The following is a 12653-nucleotide window of genomic DNA, read 5'->3' as shown; positions in this document are numbered from 1 at the left end:
CACATGGGAATGCCGCGCAAGCGCGACAGGCTGGGCGCATAGACCGTTCCGGCCCGCCACGCAAGCCCCGGCGGCAGTGCGCCGCCCGGGCGTCACATCTGTTTGGACACCTGAGTGAACTCGAGTTCCACGGGCGTCGCACGGCCAAAGATCGAGACCGAAACCTTGAGGCGCTGATTGTCCTCGTCGACCTCTTCGACCATGCCGTCGAAATCCTCGAACGGGCCTTCGTTGACCTTGACCTTCTCGCCGATCTCGAAGGTGATCGTCGACCGCGGCGCGGCCTCGCCTTCCTCGACGCGGTTCAGGATCGCGTTCACCTCGTCGTCACGCATCGGCATCGGGCGGCCCTGCGGCCCGAGAAAGCCGGTCACCCGCGCGATGGAGTTGATCGCGTGATAGGCGCGGTCGGTCATCTCCATCCGCACCAGAACGTAACCCGGCATGAAACGGCGCGGCACGGTCACCTTCTTGCCGCGGCGAATCTCGATCACTTCCTCTTCGGGAACCAGAACCTCTTCGATCTCGTCCTGCAGGCCCTTTTCGGCCACTGCGGTCCGGATCTGCTCGGCGATCCGCTTCTCGAAATTCGAAAGGACGCTGACGGAATACCACCGCTTCGCCATGGCCGATTTCCCCTTGGTTCTCGCGACGCTGGCCGCGCCGGGTGTAACTGATACTTCCCCGGACCCCGCCGGGTGCATCTTCCGTTCGGACACGACTGGAGAGAGCACTGGCGCGTCACTGTCGATGTCGGGGAAGATGGGAAGTGCTTACGCGCAGCCCGCGCGAATGGCAAGCCCGGACGCGATCAGCCGAAAACCGTCAGAATAAGTTCCAGACCCTGGCGGATCAGGAAATCGACGAAGAAAAAGAAGATCGCGAAAACGACGGCCATCAGGAACACCATAGCCGTCGTCACCAACACTTCTCGGCGCGAAGGCCAGACCACCTTGGCGATCTCGCTGCGGGTCTGCTGCAGGAACTGGAACGGGTTGGCCATGGGTCGTCTCCGGGTCAATTCCGCGCCATATACGCAAGGCCCGCCCCCGGCGCAAGGCGGCCACCGATATCATCGCCCATGGACGCGGCGCGAAGGCCGGATATCTACCACCGGGCGCACCGCCGCCCAGCCAAGGACCCTGACAATGCCCGACACGCCCCGCCCGAACGCCGCCAAGGGCATCGCCCGCTCGCTGCGCGTCTACCATCGCGACGCAGACCGCACCCGCCGGATGGATGCGCTCAACGGCCGTTTCGTGGGGCAAGACGGGCTGGTCTTCGACATCGGCGCGCATGTGGGCGACCGCGTCGCCAGTTTCCGGCGCCTCGGCGCAAGGGTCGTGGCCATCGAGCCGCAACCCGCAGCCATGCGCGTGCTCAGGCTCCTGTTCCGCGCCGATCCCGGCGTGACGCTGGTCTCGGGCGCGGTCGGCGCGGAACCCGGAACCGCCCAAATGTTCCTCAACACCGCCAATCCGACAGTCTCGACCCTGTCGCGCGATTTCATCGCCGCCGCCGAAGGTGCGCCCGGCTGGGAGGGCCAGACCTGGGACACGACGCAGGAGGTGGCGGTCACCACGCTCGACGCGCTGATCGCCGCCCACGGCCTGCCCGATTTCGTCAAGATCGACGTCGAAGGCCACGAACCCGAGGTGCTGCGCGGCCTGACCCAGGCCCTGCCCGCGCTCTCCTTCGAGATCACGACGATCCAGCGCGATCCGGCGCTTCACGCGCTGGAGACTGTGGCGCGCCTTGGCGACTATCGCTTCAACCTGTCGCTGGGCGAAGATCACGCCCTGACGCTGCAAGATTGGGTGGACGCCGCGTCCATGGCAAAGATCCTTCGCGATCTGCCGCACGAGGCGAATTCCGGCGATGTTTACGCCCGGAAGGGTTGAACCTGCGGCCCTGCCGCTAAAGGTTCCAGATAGACCGCCGTTGACCTAGTCGGTTGACTCGGTGGTAGTGACATGACGGCGAACGAATTGCGGACGGACAGCCTCTCCGAGGCGAACCAAGCCCTGCTTGCGATGGTGGATCGGACGCAGGCGGTCATCCATTTTGCGATGGATGGCACCATCCTTCAGGCCAACGCCAATTTTCTCGCGGCCGTCGAGTACGACGCCGACGCGGTGGTTGGCCGCCATCACCGCATCTTCGTCGACCCGGCCTATGCCGCAAGCACCGAATATGCGGACTTTTGGCAACGGCTGCGATCGGGCGAAAGCTTCACCGACCAATTTCCACGGCTGACCCGGACCAAACGCAAGATCTGGATCCAGGCGACCTATGCTCCCGTCTTCGACGCGCAGGGGCGCGCCGTCCGCGTGGTGAAGGTGGCAACCGATGTCACCACCCGCCGCGAGGCCATCGAAAGCCTGTCCCACGGCCTTGAACGATTGAGCGAGGGCGACCTGACGCAACGCCTTCCCGTCAGCGATGTTCCAGACCTCGCGGTTCTCGCCCGCAGCTTCAACCGGATGTGCGAAAACCTGAACACGCTCATCGGACGCGTCGGCGCGATGACCCGCTCCATCGGCAGCATCAGCCTCGAAATCCGCGACGCGTCGGAGAACCTTTCGGGGCGCACGTCCAGCCAGGCTTCGGCCCTCGGGCAAACCGCCGCCGCTGTCGAGCAATTGACCTCGACCGTGCGATCCGCCGCCACCGAGGCCGATGAGGCAGACGCCATTGCCCGTCGCACCCGCGACCTGACCGAGGGCAGCGGCGAGATCTTCCGCAGCGCGATCGACGCGATGGGCCTGATCCAGGATTCCTCCTCGCGGATCTCAAAGATCGTCCGCGCCATCGACGCCATCGCGGTTCAAACCAATCTCTTGGCTCTGAACGCCGCGATCGAGGCGGCGCGCGCAGGCAGCGCCGGCCGCGGTTTCGCCGTTGTGGCGCAGGAGGTTCGGCAACTGGCACAACGCAGTTCCGATTCGGCGCGCGAGATCAACGAACTGATCGCGGAAAGCGCCCGCCATGTCGCAAGCGGCGTCGAATTGGTGAACCGTGCAGGCAAGGATATCGGAACCGTCTTCGACGGCGTCGGTCACCTCTCCGATACGGTCGGCCGTATCGCGACCGGCATCGCGGCACAGGCCAGCACGCTGACGCAGATCAACGATACGGTCTCTCAGCTCGACCGGCTGACGCAGGAAAACGCGGAAATGGCCGTCGAAAGCACGAATGCCGCCCGCCTGCTTTCAAGTGCGTCGGAAACCCTGTCGAAAGAAGTCCTGCAATTCCGCACGTCGAACACGGAAACGGCGGGGTCCCGCGCGGTTCCGCTGCTCGTGGCCGCACAATAAACCGGGCCCGACGACGGCTTCAGACAGCCTCGACCTCCAGCCAGACGCCGCCCTCTGGCCGCAACGTCAAGATCATCACGGGGCGCGGGGCGCGCCCCGGAACGGCACGGAACCGGAACCGCGCCAGCAGCGTCGCAAGGATGATCACGGCCTCCTGCATCGCGAACCGGGCCCCGATGCAGATGCGCGGCCCGTCGCCGAAGGGCAGATACTGGTACCGGTCAATGGTCGCGCGATCCGCCCACCTGTCCGGACGAAAGGCGTCGGGTTCATCCCACAGGTTGCGGTGCCGGTGCAGGCCGTAGACCGGGATCATGACCGTATCGCCAATGCAGATCTCCGCCCCTGCAAGCCGGTCGGGCGCCTGCGCTGTCCGTGACAGGAACCCGCCTGGCGGATAGAGCCGCAGCGCCTCCTCGATCACCTGCCGCACATAGGGCAACTGCGCCACATCTGCAGCCCCCGCGGCGCGATCCCCCAGCACCGTCTGCGCCTCGGTCCGGGCGCGCGCCTGCACCTCGGGATCGAAGGCGCAAAGGTACAACGCCCATGCCAGCGTCAGGGCCGTCGTCTCGTGGCCCGCCACGATGAAGGTCAGGAGATTCTCGCGCAATTCGTCCGTGGTCATGCGCCGACCGGTCTCGGGGTCGGTGGCGGCCAGCAGCAGGTCCATCAGGTCGGGCACGGGCCGGGGCCCGTCGCAGGCGCGCCGGGCGATGGCCGCCTCCATGCCGCTTCGCAAATGGGACAGTTCGCGCACCGCCGCCTGCCGGGCCGGTCGCGGGACCCAACCGGGCAAGCCCAGAACATCGAGCAGGCTGATCCGCGCCGCGCTGTCGATATAGGCGTCGAGCGCCGCGCCCACCTCGGCGCGGTCTATGCCACCGCGATCAGACAGGGTGACATCGGCGATCACGTCGAAGGTCGCGCCGACCATCTCGTCGACCGCGTTGATCGCCCTTCGGCCGACCGCTGGCGCAATTCGTGCCGCTGCCGCCTCGGCGGCGCGCGTCATCGCAGGCGTCAGGGCATCGATGTTGCGCGCGGCAAAGGCGGGCGCTGCCGCGCGGCGCTGCCAACGCCAATGGTCTCCCTCGGCCACGAAAAGGCTTTCACCCAACGCGGGCCGCAGGATGGATTTCGTCACCTCCGATTTCGGATAGGCCTCGACCCGCTCCAGCAGGATGCGCCGGATCGCCGTGGGGTCCATCACCATGTGCCAGCGATCCGGACCGGTACGCCCCGACAGGATCGGCACCTCCAGCGCAAGCTCGGGAATGATCGACAGGATGTTCTCTCGCCCCGCACGGTAGCTGGCGATCAATCCCATCGGTTGGTTCGGCAGTCGGGCCGCCACTGGAAGGTCGGCTGGGCGCACGGCTGCGGGCATCTTGTCATCCCCTCGGATCTCGCCACGTTCAAGATAGCGTCAGTGCGCCCGCAGGCCAGCAGGGTGCGTTTGCGTCCGATGCCCCGCTGCGGTATCCCCAACGCAAGTGTTCATTAGCCGGAGCCGTGCATGATCCGCCCTTCCACCCGTTTTGCCCCCCTCGCGCTTGTCGTGGCCCTGTTCGGCTGCGGCGCCGCGCCCGACCCGTTGACGGACGAATTGCCCAATATGGGCGATTTCCGTCTGGGGCATAACATCGTGGTGGCCGACAGCATGCAGCAGGTCCCGCCGTCGCGGAACGCCACGGCCGAGGAGTGGATCGCGATCCTGACGTCCGAGATCGACCGCCGCTTCGGTGTCTACGAGGGCGACAGGCTCTACCACCTCGGCATCGCCATCGATGGCTACGCGTTGGCCCCGCCCGGCGTGCCGCTGATCTTGAACCCGCGGTCGGTTCTGGTGCTGTCGGTCAATGTCTGGGACGACGCGGCGGGCGTGAAGCTGCACGAGGAACCCGAACAGATCGTGGTGCTCGAGGGCGCATCGGCCGAAACCGCCGTGGTGGGCTCGGGCATAGCGCGCAGCCGCGAGGAACAGATGCAGGTGCTGGCGCGCAATGCCGCCCGGCAGATCCAGCGCTGGATGCTGGACAATCCCGAATGGTTCAGCGTCGATCCCGATGCGCCGCCGTTCCGCACGGCCCCGGTTGCGGGCGAAGCCGTGGCCCTGCCCCCCGCCGAAACACCTGCCGAGGACACGACGACGCCCACACCGACCCCGGCGCCCACAACGGCCCCGAGGGCGCGGCCCGTGACGCCCGCCGAAGCCATCATCCTGCCGGTCACCTCCGCAACCCCCTCGATCCCCTGACCACAGCTCCTGACCTTGCCCCCGGCCCAAGCGGAGGCGATGCGCCGTTATCGGCTTGATTTTTCCCTGCGACCCGACTACCTCGCCCGCGATGTTGAACCGGGCCTCCCGCGTGACCCATGCGGCGGCCCCCGAACGGACAAGGTGCGAGGGCCATGGCAAAGGCAAAGTTTGAACGTAACAAGCCGCATGTGAACATCGGCACGATTGGTCACGTTGACCACGGCAAGACGACGCTGACGGCGGCGATCACGAAGTATTTCGGCGAATTCCGGGCCTATGACCAGATCGACGGCGCGCCCGAGGAAAAGGCGCGCGGGATCACGATCTCGACCGCGCATGTGGAATACGAGACCGAGAACCGTCACTACGCGCACGTCGACTGCCCCGGCCACGCCGACTACGTGAAGAACATGATCACCGGTGCCGCGCAGATGGACGGCGGCATCCTGGTGGTGAACGCGGCCGACGGCCCGATGCCCCAGACCCGCGAGCACATCCTGCTGGCGCGCCAGGTCGGCGTTCCCGCGCTGGTCGTGTTCATGAACAAGGTGGACCAGGTCGACGATCCGGAACTTCTGGAACTGGTCGAGATGGAAATCCGCGAGCTTCTGTCCTCCTACGACTTCCCCGGCGACGACATTCCGATCGTTGCGGGCTCGGCCCTGGCCGCGATGGAAGGCCGTGACGCCGAGATCGGCGAGAACAAGATCCGCGAACTGATGGCTGCGGTTGACGCCTACATCCCGACGCCCGCGCGCGCCGTGGATCAGCCCTTCCTGATGCCGATCGAAGACGTGTTCTCGATCTCGGGCCGCGGCACCGTTGTGACCGGCCGCGTCGAGCGTGGCGTGATCAACGTGGGCGACGAAATCGAGATCGTGGGTATCCGCGACACCAAGAAGACGACCTGCACGGGCGTGGAAATGTTCCGCAAGCTGCTGGATCGTGGTGAGGCGGGCGACAACATCGGCGCGCTGCTGCGTGGTGTGGACCGTGAAGGCGTCGAGCGCGGCCAGGTGCTGTGCAAGCCCGGCTCGGTGAAGCCGCACACGAAGTTCGAGGCCGAAGCCTACATCCTGACCAAGGAAGAAGGTGGCCGTCACACGCCGTTCTTCGCGAACTACCGCCCGCAGTTCTACTTCCGCACGACGGACGTGACCGGCACGGTTCAGCTGCCCGAGGGCACCGAGATGGTGATGCCCGGCGACAACCTGAAGTTCACGGTCGAACTGATCGCGCCGATCGCCATGGAAGACGGCCTGCGCTTCGCCATCCGCGAAGGCGGCCGCACCGTTGGCGCAGGGGTCGTTTCCAAGATCATCGAGTGATCCACACGATCATCCGACAAGAAAGGGCCGCCTCCGGGCGGCCCTTTTGCTTTTTGGCAAAAGATACGTTAAATCCAAGCCATCCCGTGATGGAGGCCGACATGGACAAGACCGCTTTCTGACCCCGTTTCATCCCTGAAACCCGTTCAGACCAAAGGTCTTTCCATGCCAGAACACCGCCCCTTCGCACGGCCCGATGCCGTCCATCCCGTCACGCTTCCCGATGGCTCCGCTCATCCAGGCACCGTCTACCTGCGCTCCGTCATCGACCATCCGCGCATCGAGATCGGCGAATACACTTATGCCTCGGCCCTTCATCCGCCGCCGGATTGGGCCGCGCATATCGCCCCCTACACCTATCCGTTCAGTCCCGAAAAACTGGTGATCGGGCGCTTTTGCCAGATCGCGGACGGGGCGCTCTTCGTCACCGCCTCGGCCAACCACCGGCATGACGGGTTTTCCACCTATCCCTTCGCCATCTTCGGCGGCGGCGAGGCGGCGGGACGGCCCTCGCTGCCGGGTCCCGGCCCCGACACGATCATCGGCCATGATGTCTGGATTGGAACACGGGCCACGATCCTGCCGGGTGCGCGGATCGGATCGGGCACGATCATCGGCGCGGGTGCGGTCGTGGCGGGCACGATCCCACCCTACAGCCTTGTCGCGGGCAATCCAGCACGGGTGATACGGCCTCGCTTCGATGCCGCCACCATTGCCCGCCTGCTCGAGATCGAATGGTGGGATTGGCCCATCGACCGCATCCTGATGGCAGAGGCCGCGATCTGCGGCGCGGATCTTGCGGCGCTTGAACGCCTCAGCCCCTGACGCGGGCGTCCGCCTCGGCGGTCACGGCATCCATGAAGGCGCCCAGATCGGCGGCCAACGCGGCCCCCTCCACCTCGGTCAGGCGGGGTGGCACCGCACGGTCCCAGACCCGCCACAACAGCGCGATCCGACCGAAAGGCATGGGGAACATCAGCCGGTCCCATGTCCGCCAATGCCACGCCCGCGAGGTGGAAAAGGTGAAGACCACGACCGGCACCTGCGCTGTGCGCGCCCATTGGATGGGTGTGACCTTGGCCAGGCGCGCCGGTCCGCGCGGCCCATCCGGGGAAATGCCGATGGAAACCCCCTCCTTCAGCCCGCGCAGGACCTCGCGCATCTGCGCGGCCCCCCAATGGCCCTTGGGCATCGGCACCGTTCCATAGCCAAAGGCGCGGTGCATCCAGCCCACGAGCCGCCCCGCCCGCCCCGCCGAGGTCAGGCTGCGGCACGGGGCTTGGTCCAAGTCGAACATCCAGGGCGTCAGCATGATCCGCTGGTGCCAGCAGACGATGATCACCGCACCATGGGTCTCGATCAGGCGGGAAACCGCGTCCCAGCCATCCGCCTCGCGCCGTGCGCTGCGATAGACCAGTTCCAGCCACAGCCGGAACAGCCCGGCGGCGGCCCGGTTGAGCGCGGGGCTCGAGGCGATCCTTTGACGCAGCGTCATCCGTCCCATGGGGCTTCCCTTCCGGAGGCTTCCTTGAACGGCTTCGCCCGCAGCGTCAATCCGGCCCGGGTGCTGGCACCTTTCACCGGGGCGCACTAGGCTGTCGCGGCTAACAGCGGAGGATCACAGATGGACGACAGGCGCGACACGGCGGAAATCGGGTTGATCGGGCTCGGCACGATGGGCGCGAATCTCGCGCTCAACATCGCCGAAACCGGGCACAAGATCGCGGTCTTCAACCGCACGGACAGCCGCACCCACGCCTTCGTCGAGGGGGCCGGGGATCTGGCCGCGATGATCGTGCCCACGACCGACCTCGCCGCCTTCGTCGCGGCCATCGCGCGCCCGCGCCGGATCGTCCTGATGGTGCCCGCGGGCAAGGCCGTCGATGAGCAGATCAAAGCCCTGCGCCCCCATCTCGATCCCGGCGACGTGATCGTCGACGCCGGCAATTCCGATTGGCAGGACACGGGCCGCCGCGCCCGCGCGCTGGCGACGGAGGATCTCGATTTCCTCGGCCTCGGCGTCTCCGGCGGGGCAGAGGGCGCGCGCAACGGCCCCTCGATGATGGCGGGCGGCTCCGACCGCGCTTGGTCGGCGATGAAACCCGTCCTGCGCGTCATCGCGGCCCGTTTCGAGGGGGCACCTTGTGTCGCCCATCTCGGCCCCGAAGGCGCTGGCCATTACGTCAAGATGGTGCACAACGGCATCGAATATGCCGACATGCAGATGATCGCCGAAATCTACGGGCTGATGCGGGATGGCATGGACCGGACCGCCACCCGGATCGGCGACAGCTTCGCCCGCTGGAACGAGGGTCCGCTTGCCTCCTACCTTGTCGAGATCACGGCCGAGGTGGCGCGCGCCACCGACCCGGACAGCGACACACCGCTGCTCGACCTGATCCGCGACAGTGCCGGGCAAAAGGGAACGGGCCGCTGGACCGTGATCGACGCCCAGACCCGCGCGGCCCCCCTTCCAGCCGTCGAGGCCGCGGTCACCGCCCGCGTCCTGTCGGGTGCGGAGGATCTGCGCCAACAAGGCGCCGAGATGTTCGGCGGCACGGAACCCCTCGACCTGTCCGACACCGATCTGGAAAGCGCGCTGATCGCGGGCAAGATCATCGCCTATGCGCAGGGCTTCGCGCTCCTGTCCACAGCCAGCCGCGAGGAGGATTGGTCCCTCCCCCTGCCCCGCATCGCCGAGATCTGGCGGGCGGGCTGCATCATCCGATCCGCGATGCTCGACGACATGGCCAAGGCGCTGAACGAGGCGCCCGATGCGCAGCTTGCCTTTGCACCTGCCTTTGCCGATCAGTTGCGCGCGCATATGCCGGCGCTCCGCCGGACCGTGGCCGCGGCAAGCGCTGCCGGCCTGCCCGTTCCGGCGCTGGCCTCGGGCCTCGGATGGTTCGACACGCTGCGGCAGGCGCGCGGCACCGCCAACCTGATCCAGGGCCTGCGCGACCGTTTTGGCGCGCATGGGTTCGAACGGGTCGACCGGCCCGGCGAAACCGATCTGCATGGACCGTGGAACGCGGGTTGAATCTGGTCCAAGACATCTGGACAAGCGTGCCGATCCGCCCTATCCCGCGCATCGGCCTAGGGGTGTAGCTCAGTTGGTAGAGCAGCGGATTCCAAATCCGCAGGCCGGGGGTTCGAGTCCCTCCGCCCCTGCCACGTCTCTTTCCATGACATGCATGACCTGACGCGTAGCGCGGCTAATCCGTGGGAAAGCGCGTTCCGCCAGATCCCGATCAGCGACAGATCGCGCGTCCTCGGGCAACCCAGCCCCGCCCTACATCTGTAGCTACAGATGCACGACAGCTTCCCTACAGCTTTGTTACGGGATCCCTACGGCCCATCCGGGCCTATCAGCCTCAGGTGAACCGATTGTCCCGCGGAAAGCCGCGCGGCGCCATCCGGCCCGCGCTGGCGCGTTTGGCCTGCCATTCGGCCAGCTCCGTCTCGCTCCGCGTGCGCCCCGCCGGGTCGAGCCAGGACAGGCCGTTCGCCAGCACGAAACTCCGCGCATCGGCCAACCCGCCATCCTTGTATTTCTGCAAACGGACACCCTTGCCACGGCCCATTTCGGGCAGCTCTTCCAACAGGAAAATCAAGAGCTTGCGGTTCTCGCCCACCACGGCAACGGCATCGTCGCCCGGCCCGACGGCCCGGCAGACACGAGCGGTGACACCCTGCGCGAGGTTCAGCACCTGCTTGCCCGTGCGGGTCTGGGCGACCACCTCGGCCTCGGGCACCACGAACCCGTCCCCGGCAGACGATGCGACAATCAACTTACCCTCGGGTCGGTGGACGAAAAGATCAATAATTTCAGCCTCGTTCGGCAGATCGACCATCAGGCGCAGCGGCTCGCCCAAACCGCGCCCGCCGGGCAGATTCGCCGCTGAAAGCGTATAGGCCCGCCCCGCCGTGGAGAAGATCAGCAGCTTGTCGGTCGTCTCCGCATGGAACAGGAATCGCCCTTCGTCGCCGTCGCGGAATTTCATCTCGGTCGAGAGGTCAATGTGCCCCTTCATCGCCCGGATCCAGCCCATCTTGGAGCAGACGACCGTGATCGGCTCGCGCTCGATCATCGCCTCGATCGGAACCTCGGCCACCTCGCCCGCTTCGGCGAATCCGGTGCGCCGCGCGCCGCCTTCGGACTTGGCGCCGAATTTCGCGCGAACGTCCCGCAATTCCTCGGAAATCCGGGTCCACTGCAGGCTGTCGGAGGCCAGCAGATCCTCCAGCCCCGCGCGCTCTTCCATCAGCGCGTCGCGTTCGCGGATCAACTCCATTTCCTCCAGCCGCCTGAGCGACCGCAGACGCATGTTCAGGATCGCTTCGGCCTGAACCTCGGTCAGCTCTCCATCGCCCGGCAGCGGTGTCTTGTAGTCGCGTTCCGACGTGGCGCGGACATGGTCGCGGCCCCAATCCTCGCGCATCAGCGCGGCCTTGGGATCGTCGTCGTAGCGGATGATGTCGATCACGCGGTCGAGGTTGAGGAAGGCGATGATGAAGCCTTCGAGAACCTCCAGCCGGTGGTCGATCTTTTCCATCCGGTGGCGCGACCGGCGGATCAGCACGTCGCGGCGGTGGTCGAGGAAGGCGCGCAGCACTTCCTTGAGCGAACAGACCTTGGGCGTGCGCCCGTCGATCAGCACGTTCATGTTGAGCGAAAACCGCGTCTCCAGCTCCGACTGGCGGAACAGCGTCGCCATCAAAACCTCGGGATCGACGGTGCGGGTGCGGGGTTCCAGAACGATGCGGATATCATCGGCGCTTTCGTCGCGAACATCGGCGAGGATCGGCACTTTCTTGGTCTGGATCAGCTCTGCAAGCCGTTCAATAAGCTTGGATTTCTGAACCTGGTAGGGGATTTCAGTGACCACGATCTGCCAGGTGCCGCGCCCCTGGTCCTCCACCTCCCATTTCGCGCGCAGGCGAAAGGCGCCGCGCCCGGTAGCATAGGTTTCCACCATGCTCTCGCGCGGTTCCACGATGATACCGCCGGTCGGGAAATCGGGGCCCTGCACGTAGTTGAGCAGCGTCTCGTCGCGGGCGTCGGGCGTCTTGATCAGGTGCAGGCAGGCCGCGATCAGCTCGTCGAGGTTGTGGGGCGGAATATTCGTCGCCATCCCCACCGCGATCCCCGACGATCCGTTGGCCAGCAGGTTCGGAACGGCGGCGGGCAGAACCTCGGGTTCTTCAAGCGTGCCGTCGTAATTGGGCCGAAAATCGACCGCGTTCTCGTCGAGGCCCTGCATCAAGGCCTCGGCCACCGCGGTCATCCGCGCCTCGGTGTAGCGCGAGGCGGCGGGGTTATCGCCGTCGATGTTGCCGAAATTGCCCTGCCCGTCCACCAGCGGATAGCGGATGACGAAATCCTGCGCCAGTCGCGCCATCGCGTCATAGATCGCGGCATCGCCATGGGGGTGGTAATTCCCCATCACGTCGCCCGATATCTTGGCCGATTTGCGGAAGCCCCCGTTGGAGGCCAGCCGCAATTCGCGCATCGCATAAAGGATACGCCGGTGGACCGGCTTCAGCCCGTCGCGCGCATCGGGCAGCGCGCGGTGCATGATCGTGGAGAGCGCATATTGCAGGTAGCGCGTGCCGATCGCCCGCGCCAAAGGCTCGGACGTCTGGCGGGCATCGCCCCCTGCATCTTGTGTGTCATCCTGATCGGCCATCTAGCGGTCGTGATACGCCAGCGGGCCATGTCCGTCCAGCGGGGAAAATGCCGGC

The 12653-nt window shown here is 66.3% G+C and carries 11 protein-coding genes and 1 tRNA gene; 7 read left to right on the top strand and 5 right to left on the bottom strand.

What is annotated here, in order from left to right:
• Positions 1-92 precede the first annotated feature (92 nt).
• Together nusG and secE are read right to left on the bottom strand one after the other, a co-directional pair.
• The gene (gene nusG, locus QQK63_RS00780) at positions 93-626 is read right to left on the bottom strand and encodes a transcription termination/antitermination protein NusG (protein ID WP_277822114.1); all 534 of its coding nucleotides are present in this window, start codon (positions 624-626) and stop codon (positions 93-95) included.
• 185 nt (positions 627-811) lie between these two features.
• The gene (gene secE / locus QQK63_RS00775) at positions 812-1003 is read right to left on the bottom strand and encodes a preprotein translocase subunit SecE (protein ID WP_277822116.1); all 192 of its coding nucleotides are present in this window, start codon (positions 1001-1003) and stop codon (positions 812-814) included.
• A gap of 145 nt (positions 1004-1148) precedes the next feature.
• Here secE and QQK63_RS00770 point away from each other — a divergent pair, with 145 nt between their 5' ends.
• Both QQK63_RS00770 and QQK63_RS00765 read left to right on the top strand, forming a co-directional pair.
• On the top strand, positions 1149-1901 hold the full coding sequence (locus tag QQK63_RS00770) for an FkbM family methyltransferase (RefSeq protein ID WP_277822118.1): 753 nt from the start codon (positions 1149-1151) through the stop codon (positions 1899-1901).
• Between the two features lie 72 nt (positions 1902-1973).
• Positions 1974-3317 (top strand): methyl-accepting chemotaxis protein, encoded by a 1344-nt coding sequence (locus QQK63_RS00765; protein ID WP_277822120.1) that lies wholly within the window; start codon positions 1974-1976, stop codon positions 3315-3317.
• A gap of 19 nt (positions 3318-3336) precedes the next feature.
• On the opposite strand, the gene QQK63_RS00760 is transcribed toward QQK63_RS00765, so the two are convergent.
• Positions 3337-4707, bottom strand: a complete 1371-nt coding sequence (locus QQK63_RS00760) for a cytochrome P450 (RefSeq protein WP_277822122.1) — start codon at positions 4705-4707, stop codon at positions 3337-3339.
• A 129-nt stretch (positions 4708-4836) separates the two neighbouring features.
• Between QQK63_RS00760 and QQK63_RS00755 the strand changes: the two genes are divergently transcribed.
• The 3 genes from QQK63_RS00755 (at position 4837) to QQK63_RS00745 (ending at position 7733) form a co-directional block, all read left to right on the top strand.
• The gene (locus tag QQK63_RS00755) at positions 4837-5577 is read left to right on the top strand and encodes a hypothetical protein (RefSeq protein ID WP_277822124.1); all 741 of its coding nucleotides are present in this window, start codon (positions 4837-4839) and stop codon (positions 5575-5577) included.
• Between the two features lie 155 nt (positions 5578-5732).
• Entirely contained in the window at positions 5733-6908 is a 1176-nt protein-coding gene (tuf, locus tag QQK63_RS00750; protein WP_284283156.1) for an elongation factor Tu, read from the top strand.
• 165 nt (positions 6909-7073) lie between these two features.
• Positions 7074-7733, top strand: a complete 660-nt coding sequence (locus QQK63_RS00745; protein WP_277827860.1) for a CatB-related O-acetyltransferase — start codon at positions 7074-7076, stop codon at positions 7731-7733.
• Here the strand turns inward: QQK63_RS00745 and QQK63_RS00740 are convergent.
• Positions 7723-8412: a lysophospholipid acyltransferase family protein gene (locus QQK63_RS00740; RefSeq protein WP_277827862.1), complete on the bottom strand. Its 690-nt coding sequence runs from the start codon at positions 8410-8412 to the stop codon at positions 7723-7725. The genes QQK63_RS00745 and QQK63_RS00740 overlap by 11 nt on opposite strands.
• A gap of 120 nt (positions 8413-8532) precedes the next feature.
• On the opposite strand from QQK63_RS00740, the gene gndA reads away from it, so the two are divergent.
• Together gndA and QQK63_RS00730 are read left to right on the top strand one after the other, a co-directional pair.
• Positions 8533-9948 carry an NADP-dependent phosphogluconate dehydrogenase gene (gene gndA / locus QQK63_RS00735; protein WP_277827864.1) on the top strand — a complete coding sequence of 472 codons (1416 nt, stop codon included), beginning with the start codon at positions 8533-8535 and terminating at the stop codon, positions 9946-9948.
• Positions 9949-10006: 58 nt separating this feature from the next.
• Positions 10007-10082: transfer RNA gene (locus tag QQK63_RS00730), tRNA-Trp, on the top strand.
• A 200-nt stretch (positions 10083-10282) separates the two neighbouring features.
• Here the strand turns inward: QQK63_RS00730 and parC are convergent.
• Positions 10283-12598, bottom strand: coding sequence for a DNA topoisomerase IV subunit A (gene parC / locus QQK63_RS00725; protein WP_277827867.1), 2316 nt, complete (start codon positions 12596-12598; stop codon positions 10283-10285).
• Between the last annotated feature and the right edge of the window lie 55 nt (positions 12599-12653).

Origin of the sequence: Roseicyclus marinus (assembly GCF_030163795.1) — a bacterium.
Taxonomy (GTDB): Bacteria; Pseudomonadota; Alphaproteobacteria; order Rhodobacterales; family Rhodobacteraceae; genus Roseicyclus; species Roseicyclus marinus.
Note: the sequence above shows the minus strand (reverse complement) of the source record. Positions and strands in the feature narration are given on the sequence as shown.

Coding starts and splice junctions, on each gene's coding strand:
- secE (WP_277822116.1), bottom strand. CDS start 1,003: ATGGCCAACCCGTTCCAGTTCCTGCAGCAGACCCGCAGCGAGATCGCC.
- QQK63_RS00755 (WP_277822124.1), top strand. CDS start 4,837: ATGATCCGCCCTTCCACCCGTTTTGCCCCCCTCGCGCTTGTCGTGGCC.
- QQK63_RS00770 (WP_277822118.1), top strand. CDS start 1,149: ATGCCCGACACGCCCCGCCCGAACGCCGCCAAGGGCATCGCCCGCTCG.
- QQK63_RS00760 (WP_277822122.1), bottom strand. CDS start 4,707: ATGCCCGCAGCCGTGCGCCCAGCCGACCTTCCAGTGGCGGCCCGACTG.
- gndA (WP_277827864.1), top strand. CDS start 8,533: ATGGACGACAGGCGCGACACGGCGGAAATCGGGTTGATCGGGCTCGGC.
- QQK63_RS00765 (WP_277822120.1), top strand. CDS start 1,974: ATGACGGCGAACGAATTGCGGACGGACAGCCTCTCCGAGGCGAACCAA.
- QQK63_RS00745 (WP_277827860.1), top strand. CDS start 7,074: ATGCCAGAACACCGCCCCTTCGCACGGCCCGATGCCGTCCATCCCGTC.
- nusG (WP_277822114.1), bottom strand. CDS start 626: ATGGCGAAGCGGTGGTATTCCGTCAGCGTCCTTTCGAATTTCGAGAAG.
- tuf (WP_284283156.1), top strand. CDS start 5,733: ATGGCAAAGGCAAAGTTTGAACGTAACAAGCCGCATGTGAACATCGGC.
- parC (WP_277827867.1), bottom strand. CDS start 12,598: ATGGCCGATCAGGATGACACACAAGATGCAGGGGGCGATGCCCGCCAG.
- QQK63_RS00740 (WP_277827862.1), bottom strand. CDS start 8,412: ATGGGACGGATGACGCTGCGTCAAAGGATCGCCTCGAGCCCCGCGCTC.